This is a genomic window from Bacillus sp. DHT2 (genome assembly GCF_026241455.1).
Lineage (GTDB): Bacteria > Bacillota > Bacilli > Bacillales > Bacillaceae_G > Bacillus_A > Bacillus_A pseudomycoides.
In genome coordinates this window covers 352,618-376,172 of record NZ_JAPHWH010000005.1, presented here as the reverse complement: position 1 = coordinate 376,172, position 23,555 = coordinate 352,618, and the positions used below count along the sequence as shown (strand labels likewise).

General features: G+C 35.4%; 24 protein-coding genes and 1 riboswitch. Of the genes, 17 read left to right on the top strand and 7 right to left on the bottom strand.

Going from position 1 to position 23,555, the window contains the following annotated elements; genetic code table 11:
* Positions 1-64: 64 nt before the first annotated feature.
* Genes ORL93_RS15425 through ORL93_RS15415 form a run of 3 tightly spaced genes read left to right on the top strand, consistent with a single transcriptional unit; the run spans position 65 to position 3,227 of the window.
* Positions 65-685, top strand: coding sequence for a class D sortase (locus ORL93_RS15425; protein ID WP_265959181.1), 621 nt, complete (start codon positions 65-67; stop codon positions 683-685).
* Positions 686-738: 53 nt separating this feature from the next.
* Positions 739-1,428 carry a response regulator transcription factor gene (locus tag ORL93_RS15420; protein ID WP_003201411.1) on the top strand — a complete coding sequence of 230 codons (690 nt, stop codon included), beginning with the start codon at positions 739-741 and terminating at the stop codon, positions 1,426-1,428.
* Complete coding sequence (locus tag ORL93_RS15415) at positions 1,425-3,227, top strand: sensor histidine kinase (protein WP_097795698.1); 1,803 nt, start codon at positions 1,425-1,427, stop codon at positions 3,225-3,227. Before ORL93_RS15420 ends, ORL93_RS15415 begins: the two co-directional genes overlap by 4 nt.
* 158 nt (positions 3,228-3,385) lie before the next feature.
* On the opposite strand, the gene thiT is transcribed toward ORL93_RS15415, so the two are convergent.
* Positions 3,386-4,054: an energy-coupled thiamine transporter ThiT gene (gene thiT / locus ORL93_RS15410; RefSeq protein WP_097795699.1), complete on the bottom strand. Its 669-nt coding sequence runs from the start codon at positions 4,052-4,054 to the stop codon at positions 3,386-3,388.
* 94 nt (positions 4,055-4,148) lie between these two features.
* A riboswitch (TPP riboswitch) is annotated at positions 4,149-4,250 on the bottom strand.
* Positions 4,251-4,610: 360 nt separating this feature from the next.
* On the opposite strand from thiT, the gene ORL93_RS15405 reads away from it, so the two are divergent.
* From ORL93_RS15405 to ORL93_RS15395, 3 genes are read left to right on the top strand one after another with little or no spacing between them, the layout of a single operon-like run.
* A complete protein-coding gene (locus tag ORL93_RS15405; protein WP_003208854.1) occupies positions 4,611-4,838 on the top strand; it encodes a FeoA family protein in 228 nt (75 codons plus the stop codon).
* The gene (gene feoB / locus ORL93_RS15400) at positions 4,835-6,823 is read left to right on the top strand and encodes a ferrous iron transport protein B (protein WP_097795700.1); all 1,989 of its coding nucleotides are present in this window, start codon (positions 4,835-4,837) and stop codon (positions 6,821-6,823) included. The genes ORL93_RS15405 and feoB overlap by 4 nt, the downstream gene beginning before the upstream one ends.
* Before the next feature lie 16 nt (positions 6,824-6,839).
* Entirely contained in the window at positions 6,840-7,007 is a 168-nt protein-coding gene (locus tag ORL93_RS15395) for a FeoB-associated Cys-rich membrane protein (protein WP_003201403.1), read from the top strand.
* Between the two features lie 507 nt (positions 7,008-7,514).
* Here ORL93_RS15395 and ORL93_RS15390 read toward each other — a convergent pair.
* Entirely contained in the window at positions 7,515-7,835 is a 321-nt protein-coding gene (locus ORL93_RS15390) for a hypothetical protein (RefSeq protein WP_097795702.1), read from the bottom strand.
* Between the two features lie 367 nt (positions 7,836-8,202).
* Here ORL93_RS15390 and ORL93_RS15385 point away from each other — a divergent pair, with 367 nt between their 5' ends.
* From ORL93_RS15385 to ORL93_RS15370, 4 genes are all read left to right on the top strand, one after another.
* Positions 8,203-8,868, top strand: a complete 666-nt coding sequence (locus ORL93_RS15385) for a PspA/IM30 family protein (RefSeq protein WP_003201365.1) — start codon at positions 8,203-8,205, stop codon at positions 8,866-8,868.
* Positions 8,869-9,091: 223 nt separating this feature from the next.
* Positions 9,092-9,496, top strand: coding sequence for a DUF350 domain-containing protein (locus tag ORL93_RS15380; protein WP_003201367.1), 405 nt, complete (start codon positions 9,092-9,094; stop codon positions 9,494-9,496).
* A 22-nt stretch (positions 9,497-9,518) separates the two neighbouring features.
* A complete protein-coding gene (locus tag ORL93_RS15375; RefSeq protein ID WP_097795703.1) occupies positions 9,519-10,025 on the top strand; it encodes a DUF4178 domain-containing protein in 507 nt (168 codons plus the stop codon).
* Positions 10,026-10,038: 13 nt separating this feature from the next.
* Positions 10,039-10,848 (top strand): DUF4247 domain-containing protein, encoded by an 810-nt coding sequence (locus ORL93_RS15370; RefSeq protein WP_097795704.1) that lies wholly within the window; start codon positions 10,039-10,041, stop codon positions 10,846-10,848.
* Between the two features lie 220 nt (positions 10,849-11,068).
* On the opposite strand, the gene ORL93_RS15365 is transcribed toward ORL93_RS15370, so the two are convergent.
* Positions 11,069-12,214, bottom strand: coding sequence for an MFS transporter (locus ORL93_RS15365; protein WP_255299092.1), 1,146 nt, complete (start codon positions 12,212-12,214; stop codon positions 11,069-11,071).
* A 99-nt stretch (positions 12,215-12,313) separates the two neighbouring features.
* Here ORL93_RS15365 and ORL93_RS15360 point away from each other — a divergent pair, with 99 nt between their 5' ends.
* The gene (locus ORL93_RS15360) at positions 12,314-13,177 is read left to right on the top strand and encodes a LysR family transcriptional regulator (RefSeq protein ID WP_006096345.1); all 864 of its coding nucleotides are present in this window, start codon (positions 12,314-12,316) and stop codon (positions 13,175-13,177) included.
* 204 nt (positions 13,178-13,381) lie between these two features.
* Here the strand turns inward: ORL93_RS15360 and ORL93_RS15355 are convergent, their stop codons facing one another.
* Entirely contained in the window at positions 13,382-14,410 is a 1,029-nt protein-coding gene (locus ORL93_RS15355; protein WP_006096346.1) for a YdcF family protein, read from the bottom strand.
* A 181-nt stretch (positions 14,411-14,591) separates the two neighbouring features.
* Here ORL93_RS15355 and ORL93_RS15350 point away from each other — a divergent pair, with 181 nt between their 5' ends.
* A complete protein-coding gene (locus tag ORL93_RS15350; protein ID WP_003201384.1) occupies positions 14,592-14,825 on the top strand; it encodes a spore germination protein in 234 nt (77 codons plus the stop codon).
* 46 nt (positions 14,826-14,871) lie between these two features.
* On the opposite strand, the gene cydB is transcribed toward ORL93_RS15350, so the two are convergent.
* Together cydB and cydA are read right to left on the bottom strand one after the other, a co-directional pair.
* Complete coding sequence (gene cydB, locus ORL93_RS15345) at positions 14,872-15,900, bottom strand: cytochrome d ubiquinol oxidase subunit II (RefSeq protein WP_018764612.1); 1,029 nt, start codon at positions 15,898-15,900, stop codon at positions 14,872-14,874.
* The gene (cydA, locus tag ORL93_RS15340) at positions 15,890-17,236 is read right to left on the bottom strand and encodes a cytochrome ubiquinol oxidase subunit I (protein ID WP_033799188.1); all 1,347 of its coding nucleotides are present in this window, start codon (positions 17,234-17,236) and stop codon (positions 15,890-15,892) included. The genes cydB and cydA overlap by 11 nt, the downstream gene beginning before the upstream one ends.
* A gap of 224 nt (positions 17,237-17,460) precedes the next feature.
* On the opposite strand from cydA, the gene ORL93_RS15335 reads away from it, so the two are divergent.
* Entirely contained in the window at positions 17,461-18,024 is a 564-nt protein-coding gene (locus ORL93_RS15335; protein WP_003201390.1) for a beta-class carbonic anhydrase, read from the top strand.
* Here ORL93_RS15335 and yidD read toward each other — a convergent pair.
* Positions 18,021-18,251 (bottom strand): membrane protein insertion efficiency factor YidD, encoded by a 231-nt coding sequence (gene yidD / locus ORL93_RS15330; RefSeq protein ID WP_018764610.1) that lies wholly within the window; start codon positions 18,249-18,251, stop codon positions 18,021-18,023. The genes ORL93_RS15335 and yidD overlap by 4 nt on opposite strands.
* Positions 18,252-18,380: 129 nt before the next feature.
* Here yidD and luxS point away from each other — a divergent pair, with 129 nt between their 5' ends.
* The 4 genes from luxS (at position 18,381) to ORL93_RS15310 (ending at position 23,532) form a co-directional block, all read left to right on the top strand.
* Entirely contained in the window at positions 18,381-18,854 is a 474-nt protein-coding gene (luxS, locus tag ORL93_RS15325) for an S-ribosylhomocysteine lyase LuxS (RefSeq protein ID WP_097795706.1), read from the top strand.
* A gap of 782 nt (positions 18,855-19,636) precedes the next feature.
* Positions 19,637-20,818, top strand: coding sequence for a galactokinase (locus ORL93_RS15320; RefSeq protein WP_097795707.1), 1,182 nt, complete (start codon positions 19,637-19,639; stop codon positions 20,816-20,818).
* 165 nt (positions 20,819-20,983) lie between these two features.
* Positions 20,984-22,489: a UDP-glucose--hexose-1-phosphate uridylyltransferase gene (gene galT / locus ORL93_RS15315; RefSeq protein ID WP_176549032.1), complete on the top strand. Its 1,506-nt coding sequence runs from the start codon at positions 20,984-20,986 to the stop codon at positions 22,487-22,489.
* Positions 22,486-23,532 (top strand): aldose epimerase family protein, encoded by a 1,047-nt coding sequence (locus ORL93_RS15310; RefSeq protein WP_265959180.1) that lies wholly within the window; start codon positions 22,486-22,488, stop codon positions 23,530-23,532. Before galT ends, ORL93_RS15310 begins: the two co-directional genes overlap by 4 nt.
* The last annotated feature ends 23 nt before the right edge of the window (positions 23,533-23,555 follow it).

The window sequence follows — 23,555 nt, the reverse complement described above, 5'->3', positions numbered from 1 at the left end:
GGGATAATTTCATATATTAAAAATGGTAGGATATCCCTACCATTTTTTGCATGGAGGGATTAAAGTGAGACTTATAAATCGTATTGGATTTGCTTTCATGATAGTCGGTATTCTTATGGGGACGTATTATTTTTTTGAATGGTATAAAGGAAAAAGTTCCGCACAAGATTTAACGACAGAAGAGATAAAGCATTTTGAAAAAATAGAATTAAAAGGGCATTCCACTGAAACATCTGTGAATTCTCAAGTACCTTCTTCTCAAATGCAATATAAAGAAGGAGAGAAAGTAGCGATGTTAAATATCCCAAAAATAAAGAAGAAGTTCTCTATATATTGGGGGGCAAGTGATACCACATTGAAAAAAGGGGTAGGTATGTTTGTTAGTGATATGACAACAGCTCCATCTGAAGGAGGACACACTGTACTGAGTGGACATCGCGATACTGTATTTACAGAGCTAGGAGAGCTTAAAGAAAAAGATAACCTCATTGTGGAATACGATAATAAGATTTATACTTATGAAATTCAAAAAATGTGGATTACACATGCGGATGATCGCACAGTCATAGTAAAGAAAGAAGAACCAACATTAACGCTGACGACGTGCTATCCATTTGATTATATAGGTGATGCACCAGATCGATATATTATTGAAGCGAAATTGATTGCTACTGATTCAAAATGAGAGTATAGTACTCTGTCTTTAGCTATTTAGAATGAGAGAAGGGGGAAGGGAATATGACAAAAACAATTTTAATTGTTGAGGATGAAGATATTTTACGCGAAATATTGAAAGATTATTTTCTAAATGAACAATATAAAGTACTTGAGGCAAGAGATGGGAAAGAAGCTTTATCCTTGTTTGAAGAAGAAGAGGTTCATTTAGTTATTCTTGATATCATGTTACCGGAATTGGATGGTTGGTCTGTTTGCCGAAGAATCCGTAAAACGTCTCAAGTGCCGATTATTATGCTCACGGCACGTGTGGATGAAGATGATACGTTACTTGGATTTGAGTTAGGAGCGGATGATTATGTAACGAAGCCATATAGTCCGCCTATTTTACTAGCGAGGGCAAAGCGATTACTTGAAAGTCGAATACTTACAAGTAAATCTCCAAGTAATGAAGATGATACGCTATCTATTCATGGAATTTGTGTTCATTTCCCATCACGTATCGTTACGATAGAGGGAGTGGACATTAATTTAACACATACAGAGTTTGAGATATTGACCTATTTTATGCAGAATCAAGGGATTGTTTTGACAAGAGAGCAATTGATTTCAAGAATTTGGGGATATGAATTTGCTGGTGATGACCGGACAGTGAATAGTCATATCCGTAATTTACGAAATAAATTAGGAGATAAAGCAAAGTACATTACGACTGTTGTTCGGATGGGGTATAAATTTGAGGGGAATGTATGAGCAAAGGGATTGTACTCAAATTATTTATTCTTACAACAGCACTATGCATGTTGATTTTAGCGACGATTTTTATTGGACAAACGATATTTTTTAAACAATATTATGCCAACAGAAAAGTTAGTGATATTAAAACAAATATAAGTTCCTTTGAGAGAGAGTATTTGAATAGTGATGGTAACACAGAAGCAATTCAGAAACTGGAACAAGATTTTTATAGAGAAAATAATACATGGATTACAGCATTAGATAGTGATGGGAATTTAAAACATGCGACTGATTTTTATTTAGAAGTAAAGCTGGATCGGCTATCGCAGAAGGAACTTGGAAAAACAAACCTTACAATCCCTCTCTATTATCTTATAGGGATAGAAGAGGTTGAAAATGAAAAAATGCCGTATTTTTCAGGGTTGCAAATTTCAGTTTATGGAATGGTTAGAGATTCTACATTTGTTCCTGCTGTATTAAATTTAAGTAAGGGTAGTATAAATTGGTCCAACAAGCCATTAGATAAGAAAATAAATGAAATAGCTCCTAAGGTGAAAGAGGAAAAGAAAAGTGCTGCTCAAGTTCCTAGTACTGGTTTTGGGGGAACCGTTACAAAAGTGCAACTACCTGATAGTAAAGGGATAGTGAATCCACTTTATAAAAACACTTTGTTCTTGGAGAGTATAAAAGAATTTCAAGCGGACTTACTGTTAAATGAAAATAAAGATAACAATGATGCCTTAAGAATAAATGACTATGAAAAAAATGATATAAAATATAAATTATTAATCAAACCGATAAAGGAAAAGGATGGCTCTTTAACATATATATTCGCGATGGCGTCCTTGCAGCCCGTAGATGAAGCAGTACAAATGGTAAAGGATTATTATGTATATATTATTGCATTTGTGCTAGTACTTACCTTGTTGGCATCTTTTTATTACTCAAAACAAATTGCAAAACCGCTATTACGAATTAATGATACAACGAAAAAAATTGCACATTTAGATTTTTCGGAAAGAATCCCAATTACTTCAAAAGATGAGATTGGCGATTTATCTAACAACATTAATATATTATCAAATACATTGCACACACATATTGAACAATTAGAACAAGATATTGAAAAAGAAAGAAAGCTAGAAAATACGAGAAAAGAATTTATTTCAGGTGTCTCACATGAATTGAAAACACCGCTAAGTATTATGAAAAGCTGTATTTCGATTCTAAAAGATGGGGTAGCCGAACATAAGAAAGAATATTATTTTCAGGCAATGGAAAAAGAAGTGGATAAGATGGATATGTTAATTTTGGACATGCTGGAGTTAGCTAAATTTGAATCTGGCACGTATAAAATGCAGATGGATACTTTTCATATTGATGAGGTCATTGAGCATATATGTGGACAACTATCATTAGAAATAGAGAAGAAACAACTTCATATTCACAAACACATATCTCCAGCTCAAGTTGTTGCAAATCAACATCGCATTGAGCAAGTAATTGTCAATTTCATTACGAATGCAATCCGTTATACACCTGAAAAAGAGGATATTATTATTTCTACAATAGATGAGCTAAATCAAATAAAGATTTGTATAGAAAATAAAGGCACTCATATTGAAGAAGAACAATTAGATAAAATATGGGACCGTTTTTACCGTATAGATACAGCTCGTCAACGTTCAAACGGTGGAACGGGACTCGGACTTGCTATTTCCAAAAATATTTTGGAACTTCATGGCGTAGAGTATGGTGTAAATAATACAGCAGATGGTGTGTTGTTTTACTTCTATTTAAATAAAAAAGTGTAGTAGGATTTGTCTAAATACACAGAATGAAAAAGGTCTTTCTCAGTAGAGAAAGGCCTTTTGGTTTTTATCCCGTATTAACGGGCAGTAAGACCCCCACCTTCACTTCGTTTAGAGGAGGGGATCTTCTCGGTTAAAATGATAAAAAATAAGACTGCCATTTAGGCACTCTTATTTTTAAAATTCATATTATGCGCACCAATACTTTTAAATAAGCGTGGTGAAGTTGAAAAAAGGAGTAGTAGTAATACTGTGCATAATGCAAATGAACCGAGCATTGTACTACCATTCACGATCAATGAATAAAGAACAGCTGACTGTCCTGGTGGTGCGTACTTCCCAAAGAAGATAACACCAGCAATAAAGTGACAGAAATAACGGGCAAAGCTACCAACAAATGTAGCAAGGATAATATAAAAAAGCGCCTTTTTCCCTTGCCCGCTTTTTGATGAAGGTTTATCTTTGCGGCTACCAATGTCGGATTGTACGTTAGATGTATGTTGGTTGTTCGCAAGTGCCTTTTGAATTGGACGATAGAATAAACCAGCAAAACCGATAAAAGCAAATGCAACGAAGTACTCAATAAACGCTTGAACTGGCGTTAAAATGTAAACATCGCCGACTACAATTTGTAGTAGACCCCAAATGAGTCCTCCTAAGAAAGCAGTTTTAAAGCCCCAGCGGTAAGCGATAATAAAAATAGGAATCATTGCAAATGAAACAGAACCGCCTGTTGGAAGTTTAATTGATAATGGTAAAATGTCGATGATCAAGGCGAAGGCTGCAAGGATTGCAGATTCAATCATCGCTTGTAAATTGGTGTTACGCATGTTGTTAATCCCCCTAAATCCAAGTTGCACAAAAAAGAATACTTATCATAGGGAGATATGAAATACGTAAGTAGAAAAAGAATGAGGTATTTCAAGTTCAACGTTTGCACAATTCCTACGTTAGCATTAACTAACAGGTTCTAAGGGTCGGAACGAAGTGTTCCCTCTCAGCAGCAAAGCTCCCCCTGTGATAACGAGATTCTTTATTTGTTAGGTTTATTGTAATTGAAATGGATGAGAATGGCAAATGAATATATAAATACAAATTGAAACGGCATAAAAACCTTCTTTCTAGGTGGAAGAGAGGATTCGGCCATGGATAGAAGCGGTCAGACCCTCTTCCTGCTCCACGCCAAGTGAAAGCAAAAGGAGAAAACGAGTGGAGATCTCCTTTTGTTTTCATAGCAGCGACTTATATGCCAGCAAATCAACATGGATATATATAATTCTCCCGAAATGTTAATAAATAGGAAGAAAAAATATATAGTACTTGATTCATAGAATGTGATATAATTTTCTTGAAAATAATTATCATTCTCTTTCGAGGGGGAAGATTATGAGCTTAGTTGATATTAAAATAGGTGAAAAAGTATTAGTTAAAAATTTACAAACGTTAGATAAATTATTAAAGCGGAGATTAGCTGCTTTTGGTCTTTCAGAAGGAAGTGAACTTCGTATGAAACAAAAAGCGATGTTTAAAGGGCCGTGTACATTAGAGTGCCGTGGACAATTAATTAGTATTCGTCATTGTGACGCGAAAATGATAAAGGTGGAATTAGCGTGAATAAGGTTGCATTGCTAGGGAACCCGAATACAGGGAAAACATCATTATTTAATGCGCTGACGGGTTCTTATGAATATGTAGGAAACTGGAGCGGAGTAACAGTAGAAAAGAAGGTTGGTAAGTTAAAGGGGAAGCAAGGGACATTAATTGATTTACCAGGTATATATGATTTAAATCCTGTTTCTCGTGATGAAGGTGTCGTTACAAAGTTTCTACTAACAGAAGAATTTCATCATATGCTAAATATTGTTGACTCTTCTCAATTTGAGCGCAATATGCATTTAACATTGCAACTACTAGAGTTTGGTAAACCAGTTTCTATCGGTTTAAATATGATTGATGTTGCGAAGCAACGCGGAATTGTTATTAATGCGAACAGATTGTCAGAAATATTAGGAGTAACGGTCGTTCCTGTTGTTGCGAGAAGTGGTAAAGGTTGTGAAGAATTACTGGCTACTCTTCATGAGAACGAGAAGAAAGAGAAAAAGTCTTTCATTCTTTCTTATGGTAAAGAAGTAGATGCAGGTATTGAAGAAATCATGGATCTTTTAACTCAAGCAAATTATGAGCATCCTAGATGGCTTACACTTCAATTTTTAAGTAATAACGAAGTAGTAGAACAAGAAGTTAAAAGATTGCCTGTTTATGAAAAGTTTGTAGCAATTCGTTCTAAATTAGAAGCGAAACTTGATAGTACGCTAGAACAGCATATTTACCGGACACGTGCAGCGTATATTGAAAAGTTAAAAACAAATGTCATTCAGCATGAAAAGGAAGGAAAGATTCCCTTTTCAGAAAAAATTGATAAGTTAATTACACATAAAATTTTAGGACTTCCAATCTTTTTAGCAGTTATGTTTTTTATTTTTCAGGTTACGTTTACGTGGATCGGTACGCCTTTATCAGATATGCTTGATGAATTTCTTGGTGGGCAGTTTACGGATTGGGTAACGGCAGGTTTAACAAACATTGGTGCCTCTGAGTTTATTCAAGCGCTCGTTACAGAGGGGATTATTGCCGGCGTTGGTGCGGTATTAGTATTCGTTCCACAAATTTTTGCATTGTTCTTCTTTATTTCGTTATTAGAAGACTCAGGGTATATGGCCCGCATTGCAGTTGTAATGGACCGTATTATGGAATTCTTTGGTTTAAACGGAAAAGCATTTATTCCTATGATTATCGGTTTTGGTTGTAACGTTCCTGGGATTATGGCAGCGAGAACGATTGAGCAGGAAAAAGAAAGATTACTTACCGTTTTAGTAACACCATTTATGTCTTGTTCAGCGCGTTTACCTGTATATGCATTATTTGCGGGAGTCTTTTTCCCGAATAGTCAAGCGACTGTTGTGTTCTCTTTATACATTGCAGGTATTGTACTTGCTTTACTCGTTACAAAAGTAATGTCTCTTACTGTTTTAAAAGAAGAAAAATCTATTTTCGTTATTGAGCTTCCGCCTTATCGTGTACCACAAGCAAAAACATTGTGGCTTAGTACGTGGGAAAAAGGAAAAGGTTTCGTACGTAAAGCTGGTACATTTATCTTTGGTGGATCTGTTGTTATCTGGTTACTCAACTATGCTGGTCCATCTGGATTTGGCGTAGATATGGGAGATAGTTTCTTAGCAATGATTGGTGGGTTCGTGGCACCAATTTTAGTACCGCTCGGTTTTGGAACGTGGCAAGCAGCGGCATCATTATTAACAGGATTTTTAGCAAAAGAAGTTGTTGTTTCTACAATGGCCATTATTTATGCGGTGAAAGAAGATGTATTAGGAAATGTAATGGGAGCGCACTATACTGCATTATCAGCATATGCATTTATGTTCTTCATTTTATTATATGTTCCATGTTTGGCGACAGTAGCTGTTATTCGTCGTGAAACAGGATCTGTCAAGTGGACAATTTTCTCTGTTGTTTATCCACTTATAGTGGCTTATGTATTAACATTCGTTATATACCAAGTCGGATCCTTACTCGGATTCTAGAAGGAGATGTATCATAATGATGGTCAATATTGTAATTGGAGCTATCATTTTTGGTTATGCAGGATATACATTATTCAATTTCGTGAAGAGAAGTAAAAAAGGGAAATGCGCAGCATGTTCCTTAAATAAATCATGTCAGTCAAATAGTTGTAGTCCTGATATGGAGCAAGTCGTTAATAAGTAGAAAAAAGCTTTGCGGATTTCGCAAAGCTTTTTTTATCCCGCATTAACGGACAGTATCACTCCCACCTCAAAATTCAGCGAAAGCAAAGAAGTTAGGTGGGAGATGAACTGTCCGTAAAAGCTCGATTGGCGAGGGCTAATAATCAGTGGGGGATGGAGAAAACCCCCACTGACTAAAGTTTCACTTTATGACTTGCTATTTAATTTTCACAAGTTGTGATGCGTCTAACCCGATCCCTACTAATTTTTTCATTTTTCCTGTCTCCTTTTTATATAATAGTAAATACAAATGTATTGTTTTTAAAATTTAGAGAAGCAAAAGTGTTTTTGGTTTTAACCTCGACTTCTGATTTCATTTTATAAGAATAACGCCCTTCTACCTATCGAGTTAGCTTACAGTAACATTACAATGATGTAATTTAGTGAAAAGAGTTAAAAATGTGAGAAATGGCAACTAAAAACAGCACATAACCTTTTTTGATTAGATGTTATTTGTATTACGAACGTTTTATTTAATAAACTCCGAAATTCCTTTTAACAGGAAAAGAATACTTACTACCCAAGTGATTCCTGATAAGGCTAATTGAAGTGAATTTTCTTCTGATGCCATATTGTAGTTAGAAAAGTTAGGTCCAATTAGGAGGGGTATCAGGAGGAATAAACTTAAAGAAAGGGTTAAGAAGTGTGCAATAAACCAGATGATATTTTTTTCTTTGTACTTAATGAACCAATATATTAGAAGTATTAAAGAAACAATAACTACAAGATAGGAACCTGTAACTAAATACTCTCTAACCCCTTGTTCCATCGGTATATACATATCACTCATTTCATCTAAGCATCTATATCTATTTTTAGTATGAGTCATTATTATTTTAGATAGTCCTCAGGGTGTTGGGAATTGCTTCGAATTGATTGTATATCAATCAGATGTGCCTTTTTGTTCTGACTTCTTTATTTATAGTAGTTTGAATAATTGATTTTGAGGATATCAAAGGATTTGACATGAGGTCAATGTTGAGAAGGGAATGTCATATTATAGTTTGCATATTCAAGAAATAACATGTAAGGACATCTTAGTTTTGATATAATGTACACATAGGCTTTAAAAATGAATATTCTTACTGTAGAGGAAGAATTTTTAGTTTTCCAGGTATTGAATTTGAAATATGAAGCAGTTTATAGGAGGAGTTTAAATGTCTGTTTTTAAACGATTGAGAGATTTAACGATGTCAAATGTGTATGCATTAATTGAAAAGGCAGAAGATCCAGTTAAGATGACGGATCAATATTTACGCGATATGCAAGAGGATGTACAAGAAGCTGAGAAGAGTGTAGCAGCTCAAATTGCGCTTGAGAAAAAGTTTAAATTATTGTTTGAAGAACAAGAAGCACTTGTAAAGAAACGTGAAGAACAAGCACATATGGCTGTTCAAGCAAATAATATTGATCTTGCGCGCCGTGCTTTAGAAGAAAAACAAAATGCAGAGCAAAAGATGAATGAATACAAAGCGAGCTATGAGCAAAATAAAGCAGCAGCTGATAATCTTCGTGCGAAATTGGAAGAAATGCGCAAACAATTAACTGAACTGAGAAATAAACGTGAAACACTTGTGGCGCGTGTGAACGCAGCGAAAGCACAAAAGAATATTAATCAAGCAATGTCTGGATTTGATGCAAATACAGCAAAAGCTGGTTTAAGCCGTATGGAAGAAAAAGCTCTTCAATTAGAGGCTGAAGCAGAAGCAAGCGGTGAAATTTATAAAAAAGAAAAGTCGTTAGATGATGAATTTGCGGCTTTAAATAAAAACTCAGCTGTGGATGATGAACTAGCACGTATTATGAAACAGTATGAGAAATAATATAAAAATGAAAAACTTTTCTTTTTAGGTTGGAGAGAGGAGCGGTCAGTGCCCTTTTTCGCCCCATGCCGCGTGAAAACAAAAAGAGGAGACCTGTTTTTGTTTTCATAGCCGCGGTTTATGTGTTGGAAAATCAAAATGGATATATAGAAGATAAAGGAACCGACATGTCATGAAAATCAATCATGTCGGTTTTCTATTATTCTCTAGAGGAGGTTTCACCATGACATGGATGAATGTGTTAGCCATGCTTGTATGGACAGGAGCAAGCGCTGTTCTTTTATTTGTACTTATGTGGGTTGATTCTATCTTTACAAAATATAATGATTTGGCAGAAATTAAAAAAGGGAATATTGCTGTGACAACGCGCTTTATTATGAAGTTATTTGCGCAAGGATATATTTTGTCACAGTCGATTACGAAAGCAAATGATTTATGGCAAGCGCTGCTTGCATCGGCAGTTTCATTCGTTATTTTGTTAGTTGTAGAAATGTTTATCGAACTCATTTTGAAAAAAGTGGCTGGTTTAGATTTAGAAGGGGGAACGAAACAAGGGAATGTTGCACACGCTTTATTAGCTGGTTCGTTACATGTTGTCGGGGCCCTCATCTTAGCAGCTTGTCTATAACGAGAAAAGGAGGGGATAGATTATGAGTTTATTCAAACGAATTAAAAATATAATGAAAAGTCCGGAGCCCGTTAAGCCAGAAAAAAGCCTATTAACGTTAACGCCTGGTGATATGATCGAAGTTTCATTAGTGATGTACGAAATGATTGGAAAAACAAGTATGCATTCTCGGAATGAAATTATTTTAACATTGCAGGACGGAAAGACCATTCGCTATTTAAAAATTGAAAATCGTGAAAGCACCTATTATAAACTATATGCACCAATTGATGGTCGTTTAGATTCTATAGATGAGATTCCAACAACGATTGAAATGGATGATATCGAGTATCATATGGAAGAGCAATATAACGGACGTGTTGTTGTGATGGGGAAAACGCCATTTGCAATATCTGATGAACAACACGTATGGGAGTTCCAATCTGACAACCGGAAGCTACTTCGCATTGAGTGGCAAGATGGCCGTACAATGATGTATGAGGGAGAATCGATTCTTTCTGCTGATGTACAAATTATAAGGGCAACGTAAGGGGGAGGTAATCATGTCAAACCGATTGTTTACCATGATTAAATCATTCATAATCCCTATCTTTGCCATTGTTACGTTACTTGTAATTGCTGGTTTTGCTTTATCGGGGTGTCAAAATGAAAAATCGATTCAAGATCGTTACCCATTAGAATCAGTTGCAAAAGACGGCAAGCAAGAATCATATGTGTATAGGGCCGCCAATCGATCAGTTCCAGAGGTGGCAAAGGAGCTGATTGATGAAAAGGAACCAAAACAAGCGTCTAAAGAAGATGAAAATCAGATGTTCCTTGTGTATTCTGATAAAATATACAACATTCAGAAAGACAAAGAGAAACCATCGGATACATTAGTTGAGATAAGTAACAAAGAGTTTGTCCGTCAAAATTATCAGCCATCTTTCTTACAAGGTTATATTTTAGCAAGTATATTAGACGATATATTTGATTCGCGTAAATCGTATCATGGCGATTACCGTGGATATACAGATCGGAAAAATCATAAACCGGTTATTCCAGAAAGACCGCCTACAAAAGAAGAGAAGAAGACACCACCGCCTATTACAAAGCAAGGTAAGGGTTCTATTATTAAGAGAAGTGATAAAGTAGATCCAAAGACATCCGTAGGCGATAAAGGAAGTATTACAGAAAAAGAGACGAAAACTGTACCACCGTCTACTGAGAATAAAGGAAAGATTATTAAATCACCGGGCGGTTCTAGTGGTTCAGATGTGAAGCCGAAATCTTCGATTAAAAGTCCGCCGAAGAATACGTCTCCCCCTAAAACACGGGTTGGCGGATCTGGGAAGATTACGAAGAGAAGATAAACATAAAAAAGCTCAAGAAGTGAAGGAAATGCTTCTTGGGCTTTTTTTCGAGCACTATGATACAAATATAATTATTTATCCCGCTATTCGCGAGCAGTAATACTCCCACCTAGCGTCGGGCTATCGTCCTACACACGCTTGAGGAAGGAGCATTCTTTCGGATAGAGTGTTAAAAGAAGGAGATAGAGGCCTATTGTTTTAAATAATGATTTAGTGAGATTTACGTACTTTTACAATTTTTTTTACCGATAAAAAGGATTTGTCCTCCTATGGCTAAAAGTAATATACCAGCTATTATATAAGGCAAAGTGATAGGTTCTATTCCTTTTTCTAAAAATATTCCGTTTGTCATTGTCCCAATGGAACCAGAAAAATAATTAATAGAGCTAAGTAAAGCAATTGAAATGGTAGCGTGATCTGGACTAATTTCTAAGAGTGTTTTTTGCAGGGTGGCCAGTGCCGCCCACCCTGTACTTCCCCAAAGAATTAAACAGATGGCTAACAATAACGCAGTTTCGTGGAAAACTCCCATACATATAAATGAGAAAAACATGATTCCCATTAAGTACAGTAATATGATCTTTGGCTTTTTATAAAAATCCATTATAAACCCGATTATAAAACTTCCGGCAATTCCGCCGATTCCCCACATCCAAATAAATAGGATAGATTTTTGGAATCCATATGCAATAATGATGGGATCTAAGTATGTATACAAGCCCAGACTACAAAAGCTTAATATCATTGTAATAAGCATGACAAGAGAGATTTTTTTGTTTTTGAACATACTTAGCCGTTCTTTTAATGTTGGCAAAGGACTAGATTCTATCATAGGGAATTTAGTAAAGAGAGCAAATATCCCGATTGCCCCAATTGTGACGATAAACCACATCGCCATGCGCCATTCATAAATGGAAGCGATATATATACCAAATGGAACGCCAATTACGGTTCCAGCACTCATTCCGAGTAAAACAGTGCTTAAAGCTCTCCCCCTTCTTTTTTCAGAAACTAATGTAACAGCAGCAGATGACGCCAATGGTGAATAAAGACCAGCACCTATGCCAGCTAGGCCTCTAGAAATTAATAGAATAATAAAATGATGAGTCACAGCAGTCAGGAAGTTAGAGACTGTGAAAAGGAATAATGCTGCTAATAATGTATGTTTTGTATTCGTCTTTCTCATACATGTAGCAAATAAAGGTGCCGCAATGGCATAACAGATTGTGAAGATACTTACGGTTTGCCCAGCAGTCCCGATTGAAACATGAAAATCATCGGCGATTTGAGGCAAGATTCCTGCCATTATATAAGCATCTACTCCTAGTGCGAACATCCCAAATGTTAATAAAAAAATCTTATTCAATGTGAGTCCTCCTTTTGATGAAGTGTTCTATTTTTATCGTAACGAGTATAATGAAATTAGTGAAATTCATATTTTACATAGGAGGTATGAACAAAACTCATGACGATAGCTAGATATGAAATTTTTCAAAAGGTAGTAGAGTTAGGGAATTTTACTAGAGCGGCAGAGCAATTAAACATGACACAATCAGCTGTGAGTCATGCGATTGCTAGTTTAGAAAAAGAGTTTGGTCATCCTTTATTACACAGAAATAAGCAGGCTGAAATAAGAAGAACTGAGTTTGCAAATCGTATTTTTCCGCATATTCAAAATGTGCTAAAGAGCGAAGCGGCGATTAAACAAGAAGTGTCTATACAAAATAAGAGATTGGAAGGTACGCTCAAAATCGGGGCATTTACGAGTGCGGCGGCACAAATACTACCGTCTATGTTATTGCAGCTTAAAAAGAGTTACTCAGGTGTTAAGGTTTTATTATTTGAAGGTACATATGGAGAAGTAGCAGAATGGATTGAGAATGGTACAGTGGATATTGGATTTGTATTAGAATCAAATACAAAGAATCAAATAAAATCAATCCCAGTTAGCAAAGATGAAATTGTATTAGGGTTACCGAAAAATCATTCGTTGATGAATCAAAAAGTAGTGGATGTTCAGCAAATTGATGGAATGGATTTTATTATGCCAAAAGGTCCGTATCAGCCATTAGTGATAAAAAATTTAGCTGATTATCAAGTAAGTCCAAACATTATATTAGAAGTACTAAATTGCGAAACGATTGTGAATATGGTCTCGCAAAATATTGGAATTACAATGGGGCCTGAGCTGTTTTTTAAATCACATAAAAACATTGAAATGAAAAAATTAAAACAGAAACAATATCGTCATATTCATTTAGCATGTAAAGAAAGTTCACCGATAATTGATGCTTTTTTAGCATGTAATCAATTATCGATCAGTTCCTAGGACTGTATGGAAATTAAAAAGGCTAGAAGAGGAAACGAAATGAAAGTATAACATGTCCACATATCGGCGATTTTTAAGATATATCGATGGAAACGATTCATATATCGGCGATTTTTACAATATATCGACCATTCGGCACAGTGTAATAAAAATATCAGTTTCAAAAAAGCCATCCTTTCATAAGGATGGCTTTTCCAACATAAATTAACTAAATAAAAAGCTAAGGGCTGATAAGAAAACAGAGAATCCTAAAATAACTCCTACGACCTTAGTATGACGCTTACGACTCATAACGACGATCGCAATGTACTCCCGAATCATCGCATTTGGCCAGTAATAGAAAGCAGTTTTTGAGCCGATTCCTTGGCTGTTTAATCCAGCTTGCTTTGCATATAGTCCAGCACGGAAAAGATGAAAATTGTTCGTTGTAAAGATGCTCTTATACCTATCTTTTAAAGAATCCATAATTTGTTTTGAGAAAAGCATGTTTTGATACGTATTGACGGAACGATTTTCTTGCACTGTATGTTCGATAGGAATGCCTTTTTCAATAGCGTATTTTTGCATAGCCTCAGCTTCAGGAAGATTTTCATCTGGACCTTGTCCACCAGAAAAAATGATTGTAGGCGGAGAAGCGACCGCTGCTTGCTTATGGTAAAAATCAATCGCCTTATTAATTCGGCTTGCTAAAAGTGGTGGCACTTTATCATTGATTAACCCACTGCCAAGAACAATAATGAAATCTTGATTACGTCTTGGTCTATTAAATTGATACAGGAAATAAGCGGTTAAGAAAGTCGATATATGGAAAAAGAAATAGACCATAATGAAAAATATTCCTGTAAAAATGGGCTGGAAGTGAGGAGAGAAAAATCGAGTTGGATCAACTATTAAGGACAGCATAATAAGCAACATACCCATTCCAGCAATTAAAGTTAAGCAGTTAGATAAACGACGTCCTTCTTTTCTCATTAAAATTCTCGCATTGAGAAATAGTCCAATCATTAAAGCAAATACGCCAAAGGTTAGCATTAAGAAAATGATTATAAATGGTATAATTGCAATAAATCTAAATATCGCATAATTCGAGCTGAAACCTAAATAGAGGAAAAGGATAAGGGATGAACAAAAGAATAAATTAAATAGAAATCCGATTAATAAACTTCGAGGATCTCTTAAATAAAAGAATAGAAAAATAACGAGTAAAATAAGCGTAATACTTCCAAAAAACATCAATTTTGTAAACACCTCAATTTTTTTATATGAATAATTTTCTCATTTATTATATATTACATTTCATAAATAACGTAGTTGAAAAATAATTCATTATAAACATTGTTGTAGAATATCTTTTTCTTTTTTACTGTAAACATGCTATTTTTTTAGGCTCTTTTCATAAACTGAAAATAACATAATGAAGGTGAGTGATACGATGCCTGCTGTTATTGATGGTGTAGTTATTGAAAACTGTAATGGTTCAATTAATTTAGGTGATAAATATAATGTACATCCAATCGAACAAACGAAAGCATATAACGGTTCTGGATCGTCTAATGTAGGATTTAGTGTGAGAGCTTTTAATGGAATTAGTGCTACAGATGTGTATGATAACGATGTGAATGATCAAGGGATACAATTTACGCTATAAGCCTTAAATGAAAAAAGACGCTCCTAAGCGAGCGTCTTTTTTCATTCTAGTGATATCCTTTTGCAGAGTCTTTATGAATTTTTTCTTTGAAAATCGTGTAGCTCCATAATTGATATCCGATAACGATTGGTACCATTACCATTGCGACGAAGAACATGATTTTTAAGTTTAGTTCACTGCCTGCTGCTTGGTATAGTGTTGTACTATATGCATCGTTAATACGTGATGGCAACATTCTTGGGAACATACCTGCAAATCCGGTTGTCATAAACATAGCAATTGTTAAGCATACAAATGTAAATGCAAAACCAATTTTATGTTTGTAAACCATAATGATTGCTAAGACACTCATTAACATTGCTAGTAGCGGAAGAATGAACAGTACAGGATATTCCGTAAAGTTTTGGAATAAGTTTGTACGGTTTGCAGTAGCTACATAGAAAATCGCAAGAATAATCGCAGCTGCCATTGAAAATGGCTTTGCAATTTTATAAGCACGATCTGATACTTCACCAGTTGTTTTAATCATAACCCAAAGTGCACCGGATACGACAAAGATTGCGGTGAAGAAGAGCCCGCCTAAAATACCGTAATGGTTTAATAAGCTGAGTAATGTTCCTTCGTAGCCGTCTTTTCCGATTTGCAGACCGTAGTAAAGGTTAGCAAATGTAACACCGAATAAGAAGGCGATAAGAAAGCTACCAATTGCAAACGCCCATTTACAAATGCTTTGCCAAATTGGTGAGTCATCTTTATGCATAAATTCAAGCCCTGCTGCACGAGCAAAAAGAGCAAGTAATACTAAAAATAGTGGTGTATATAAGTAGCTAAACATATTCGCATATGTGATCGGGAAGGCGGCGAAGGTTGCACCGCCCGCTGTAATTAACCATACTTCGTTACCACCCCAGAACGGGCCAATTGCTTCTTGCATTTGATTTCGTTCCTTCCGGTCCTTGGTAACGAACGGGAAAATCATTCCGTTACCAAGTGCATAACCATCAAGAATAAAGTAAACTGTCCAAATTACGCCCCATAAACCGAACCAAATGACTGCAAGCATATCATGAGACATGAGCTGCACCTCCCTGAGTAGGCTCTTCTAATGCTGCAGGTCCTTTTTTTGCGAACTTCAGCATGAGATATACATCGGCAATTAAAAGCAATGTGTAGAACAATACTAAACTAATTAACGAGAACCAAATTTGTGGAACGGAAATTGGTGAGACAGATTCAGCTGTGCGCATCAATTTATATACTGTCCATGGTTGACGACCTGCTTCAGCAACAATCCATCCAGCGTTAATCGCAACATATGGAAGTAATACAGACCACATTGTAATTTTTAAGAAACGTTTTGAGTTTTCTAGTTTTCCTTTTCGGTTTAAATAGAAACCAAACCAAGTTAATGCCATGAAGAATACGCCAAGTGCAACCATTAAACGGAAGCTATAGTAAACAAGGTTTACGTTCGGACGATCTTCTTTCGGGATATCTTTCAAACCGACAATTTCTCCATCAAATGAGTTTGTATAGAAGAAGCTGCCGAGTTTTGGAATTGTTAATAATTCAAAGTTCTTCTCATTCTTCACATCGGGAATTTGGATGATTGAGAAGCCTTGACCTTTACCAGTTTCCCAAACTGCTTCCATTGCAGCCCCTTTTGCAGGTTGCATTTTTGCAGCGAAAGCACCAGATTGGTGACCGATGAAAGGTGTTGCAGTTGCTGCAAATAATCCTAAAACTAAACCAAATTTAAATGATTTTTTAAAGAACTCCACATCGTTTTTACGTAATAAATGATAGGCACTGATTGCCATAACGAAGAAAGAACCAACAATATAACAGCCAACAACTGTATGGAAGAACATATGCCATGCATATGGATTTGTAACAAGTGCCCAGAAATCATTTAACTCAGCGCGGCCATTACGCACCACGTAGCCAACAGGGTTTTGCATAAATCCGTTTGCTGTAATAATCCAAAGCGCGGAAATATTTGTTCCAAGTGCAACCATCCACATACAAAAAGCACGGAACTTTGGTGAGATTTTATCTTTACCGAATAACCAAATTCCCATGAAAGTAGATTCTAAGAAGAAAGCAACAAGTGCTTCGATTGCGAGTGGTGATCCGAAAATATCCCCCATATATTTTGAGTACTCAGACCAGTTTGTCCCAAATTGGAACTCCATCGTAATACCGGTTATAATCCCCATTACGAAGTTAATCGTAAATAGCTTACCCCAGAAATTCGCCATTTTTCGATAAGTGGGATTTAATGTACGTGCATATTGTGTTTCCATACACGCTACTAAAATAACAAGTCCGATTGTCAAAGGTACAAACAAAAAGTGATAAAAAATAGTAATTGCAAATTGAAAACGACTCAGTAACAGAACGTCGGACATAATAAAGATTCACTCCTTTTTAACATTATCTACATTTAGTTTATAGTGGAAACGTGAGTAAAGTATGGGAGAGTTGTTACAGAGCTGTGTGTATATTATGAAGAAATTATGTCGATTGTCTGAAAAATTATATATTTGCAATAAAGTAATATCCTTTTGGTATTTTTTTGATTTTGGTACACTTAGTATGTAGTTTAAATGAAAGAAAAGAGGGGCTATTTACTATGAAGTCATTAGAAGAGATTTTGCAGTATAATGAAAAATTCGTTGAAGAGAAAAAATATGAAGAGTATGAGGCAGGAAAATTCCCGAATAAAAAAATGGTAATCATTTCTTGTATGGATACACGTCTCGTTGAATTATTACCAAAAGCAATGAATATGCGTAATGGTGATGTGAAAATTATTAAAGTAGCGGGCGCTGTTATTTCCCATCCATTTGGAAGTATTATGCGTAGTATTTTAGTTGCTGTATATGAGCTTGGCGCAGATGAAGTATGTGTTGTTGGTCACCATGATTGTGGTATGGCAAAAATACAGGCGAGCAGCACAATTGAAAAAATGAGAGAGCGCGGCGTGACAGAAGAGAAATTAGATACACTTCGTTATTCTGGAATCGATTTAGAGAGATTCTTACAAGGATTCTCTAGCGTAGAAGAAAGTGTAGAACATAGCGTTTCTGTACTTCGTAACCATCCATTACTTCCAGCAGAAGTGCCTGTCCACGGTCTTGTTATTCATCCTGATACAGGAAAATTAGATCTTGTTGTGAATGGCTACGAAGCTTAATTTCTTTTTTCTTTTTTGTCCGGGACGGGGTCAAATCCTCCTGGATGAAAAGGGTGACATTTTAAAATACGTTTTAGTGTGAGCCAAAAACCTTTGAAAGCACCGTGTTTTTGAAACGCCTCTAATCCATAATGGGAGCATGTTGGATAAAAGCGACATGTAGGTGGTGTCATCGGAGAAATAAATTTTTGATAAAAGCGTATGATTCCGATAAAAATCTGTTTCATAACGGTCTCCTTTCCAGCATATTCTTCTAGTATTATAGCACGGGCTATACATAATACTTTACTAATTCGAATTTCCGTTATATCATATTGGATATAACGGAATTAAAATTAAAGCGGGAGAGATGTTTTATGCCATCAGTAGAAAGCTTTGAATTAGATCATACGATTGTAAAGGCACCTTATGTAAGACATTGTGGTGTTCATAAAGTAGGTAGTGACGGTATTGTTAATAAATTCGATATTCGTTTTTGCCAACCGAATAAACAAGCGATGAAGCCAGATGTTATTCATACGTTAGAACATTTATTAGCGTTTAATTTACGTAAATATATTGATCGTTATCCGCATTTTGACATTATCGATATTTCACCAATGGGTTGCCAAACAGGATATTATCTTGTTGTAAGCGGGACACCAACTGTTCGTGAAGTCATTGATTTATTAGAACTTACATTAAAAGATGCGGTTCAAATTACAGAAATTCCAGCTGCAAACGAAACGCAGTGTGGTCAAGCGAGGCTTCATGATTTAGAAGGAGCAAAACGCTTAATGAATTTCTGGTTAAGCCAAGATAAAGATGATCTTGAGAAAGTATTTGGTTAATAGATGAAAAAGCTGCCTGTGAAAAGGCAGCTTTTTATAGTTTAAAGAACATCTTAGAGGAGTTAATAAATAAAAATTTAGAGGGTTTTCTGCGCGATTAAACCAATTATGATGGCTTGAATCATCATATTTAACTTTTACTGTCAAATTAAATTAAGAAAATATACTTTGTTTTCACTTTAATCGAATAAAAATAAGCCTCTTTAATCACTCCAGCATCATTAATAAAATTAGATAATGGATTAGCAGTTAAATGATCGTTTTTCTGAAAAACAGAGAGCGTGGTTTTTAGTTAGATTTTCTTTCGTGGTCTCCTATGTATATTTTTCAGTCCAGTTTAAAATATGAAGTAAAAAGGTGTAGTATTTTTTACTAAAATATATAGCGATATGACAATGTTTTTCACTAAAAATATTTTGACTTTTTTGAATTTTTTTAGTAAAAAGATAATATGACTTTATTTTTTAGTGGAATGAACTCGAAGTTAGGAAGGAAAACAACTCGTGCGAAGATGGGGGATAGTGGGCATTATAGATTTCATAGTTTAATGGGCAGTAAACCAGATTTAGAAGCCGAGTTGTGTATGGGATAAAGGAAATTCAGTATAAAGTGAAACTTTAATCATTGGGGAGGTTATTCATCCCCCAATGATTATTAGCCCTCACCAATCGGGCTTTTACGGGCAGTTGATTCCCGACTTAACTTCTTTGCTCTTGCTGAAATTTGAGGTGGGGGTCTTACTGCCCGTTAATGCGGGATAAATAGCATGAGGAGGATCTTAGATGATACATAACCAGTTAATGGAGAGTTTTAAGAAAATATTTCACCAAGAGGAGTATCGTACTTTCTTTGCTCCTGGTCGGATTAATTTGATTGGAGAACATACTGATTATAACGGAGGAAATGTGTTTCCATGTGCCATTACTTTCGGCACTTATGCGTTAGCAAGTAAACGAGATGATGCGTTAATATGTGCCTATTCATTGAACTTCCCCGAAAAGGGTGTTATTTCATTTTCTTTACAAGAATTAGATTATAAGCAAGAACATGATTGGGCGAATTATCCAAAAGGTATGATTCGTTATCTCATAGAAGCTGGATATAGCATTGATTCAGGAATTAACATTATGTTTTATGGAAATATTCCAAATGGTGCGGGATTGTCATCATCTGCCTCTATTGAGCTTGTAACAGGAGTAACGATGGAAGGATTATTCCAATTTGAATTAGATCGTATAGAATTAGTTAAAATTGGTAAAAAGGTGGAGAATTATTTTATCGGTGTAAATAGTGGCATTATGGATCAATTTGCTATTGGGATGGGAAAAGCAAGATATGGGATGTTGTTGAATTGTCAAACACTGAATTTTACGTATGCGCCATTGCAGTTGGATAACTACAATATCATTATTATGAATACGAACAAGCGTCGAGAGCTTACTGCTTCTAAGTATAATGAGAGAAGAATGGAATGTGAACAGGCACTTGCAAAATTGCAAGAGGTAATTGATATAAGCTCCTTAGGAGAACTAACTGAAAAAATGTTTGAACAATATAAGCATGTAATTAAGGAAGATAGCTTAAGAAAACGGGCTAAACATGTTGTGTATGAAAACTGTCGAACATTGCAATCTGTAAAAGAGTTAAAAGAAAATAATATAAAAGAATTTGGAAGATTGATGAATGAATCTCATTGTTCTTTACGTGATGATTATGAAGTGACAGGACGAGAACTAGATACATTGGTTGAATCAGCTTGGAAACAAGAAGGGGTTATAGGAGCACGTATGACAGGTGCAGGGTTTGGTGGTTGTGCGATTGTGATCGTTGAGAAAGAATATACGGATCAATTTATTAGTAACGTTGGACAAAAATATAGAGACACCATCGGTTACGAAGCGACATTTTATGTTGCCGAGATTGGGGATGGGGCAAGAGAATTACAGAAAGAGGCCATGCAATAAATGGCATATTACATTAGTTCCTGTGCTTGTATAGCAATTAATAGAGCAAACTTCAATGTAGTAGTTACAGTTAATGTATAACTATTTTATTTCTCTTTATAGATGTTTAGGATGGGTATGAAAATAATCCGAATGGATATAACGATTCAGCGGAGGGAAAGTATCATGAATGTTTATCAAGTCATTGAGCAACTTATAAAACGGGCATGTTCACTTCGGTTTATCGAAAGAGAAGATAGAATTTATATAAGAAATCAAATTCTTCACCTTCTTCATTTAGAGCGTTTTGAAATGCAAAAAAGTAAAGCGGAAGAAAAAGAAATAACAGATTTACTAGAAGATTTAGTTCAGTATGCGAGTGAACAAGGAATTATCGATGGTCATTCTCACAATAGAGAAATATTAGCGAATCAAATTATGAACTGCTTCATGTCAAAACCATCGACTATTAATCAATGTTTCTATCAACATTATGAGTGTCATCCAGAATATGCAACCAATTATTTTTATGAATTAAGTCGAATAAGCAACTATATTCAAACGAAGCGTGTTCAAAAAAATATTAGTTATAAAGCTAATACAGAGTATGGAGAATTGGACATTACGATCAATTTATCTAAACCGGAAAAAGATCCAAGGGAAATTGTAAACGAAAACGTAATACAAAACACGGATTATCCGAAATGTTTGCTTTGTATTGAAAATGAAGGATATGTGGGCAGAATTGGCCATCCGGCACGTTCTAACCATAGAATGATTCGAATGGAATTATTAGGAGAGCGATGGTACTTACAATATTCTCCGTATGTGTACTATAACGAACATTGCATTGTGCTAGCAGAAATGCATCGGAATATGGAAATAAATTGCCAAGCTTTCGGAAGATTACTTTCTTTTGTGAAACGGTTCCCTCATTACTTTATTGGCTCCAATGCTGATTTACCTATTGTAGGCGGGTCTATTTTATCACATGATCATTATCAAGGTGGGAAATATGAATTTGCGATGGCAAAAGCAGCAGATGATTATGCATTTAAATTGGATAGATTTCCGGGGGTTCAAGGTTCGGTAGTGAAATGGCCCATGTCGGTTATTCGCCTAAAAGGTAAGGATTCTAATTTATTAGTAAATGTGGCTGATTACATTTTGGAAAAATGGAAGCAATATAGCGATTCATCTGTTCATATTTACGCACATACAGACGGTGTGCCACATAATACGATTACGCCTATTGCTCGCAAGCGAAATGAACAGTATGAGTTGGACCTCGTATTACGAAATAATCGTACAAGTGAGAAGTATCCCTTTGGTATCTTTCATCCGCATCAGGATGTACAACATATTAAGAAGGAAAACGTCGGTTTAATTGAAGTGATGGGATTAGCTGTACTTCCAGCAAGGCTGAAATTAGAACTACAAGAGGTAGAACGATATATATTGTATAAAGACAATTGTGTAGCAGAATATCACAAACGATGGGCAGAACAACTGAGAGAGCGGTATAAAAAGGAAGCGAATGAAGAGGATATTCACCATATTGTTCAAAAAGAGTTAGCGGCTAAGTTTTTAAGGGCATTAGAAGATGCTGGGGTTTTCAAACGAAACGATGAAGGAATAGCTGCATTTAAACGTTTTATACAAAGTTTAGAGGAGCGGAAGATAGGGATATGAAAGCCTTTCAAAATGTATTTGGTAAAGTAAATGGAGAAGATGTGTACGCTTATACATTAAAAAATGACAATGATATAGAAGTTACGTGTTTAAATTACGGTTGTGTGATTACAAAAATCATTACTCCTGATAGGAAAGGAAATTATGAAAATATCGTTTTAGGTTTTGAAGAATTAGAAAACTATGAGAGATATTCTCCATACTTTGGAGCAGTTGTAGGAAGAGTGGCTGGTAGAATCAAAGGTGCTCAATTTGAGTTGGATGGCAACACATATACGCTAGTAAAAAACGATCAAGACAATCACCTTCATGGTGGTTTAAAAGGATTTAGTTATATCGTTTGGGATGCTAAAATAATAGGAAATAAGAAGGAAAATGGAATTGAATTTACTTATACTAGCCCTAACGGAGAAGAAGGATATCCAGGAACTGTACATGTAAAAGTGATCTATACATTAAATAACGCGAATGAATTTTTGATTCGTTATGAAGCGCAGTCAGATAAAACGACCATATTAAACGTAACAAATCATACGTATTTTAACTTAAGTGGTAATTTAAAACGGGATGTCTTACAGCATACTTTAAAAATGAGTAGTGATCAATTTCTAGAATTAAACGAGCAATTATTACCAACGGGTGAAATATTGGATGTAATAGATACGCCCTTCGATTTCCGAGCAGGAAGGCAAATAAAAGAGGGAGTATATTCTCGCTATTATCAAAATGAATTAGTAGGAAAAGGATATGATCATCCTTTTCTTTTGAATAGCAACTGCGACCAGGAAATCATATTATGGGATGAAGAAAGTGGTCGCAAATTAGTTGTGGAAACAGATGAAGTTGGGGTAGTTTTGTACACAGGAAACCAATTACCAGGTGATTTTGAAATATGTGGGGTACAATCCAAAAAGTATTTAGGGCTTTGTCTAGAAACGCAAGGATTGCCTGATGCCATTCATCATCCGAATTTCCCTTCTTATATTTTAAATAAAAATCAATTATTCTCCTCCTCAACGAAATATACGTTTCGGATTGAATAATTGAGAAGAGCAGGTGAATCAGG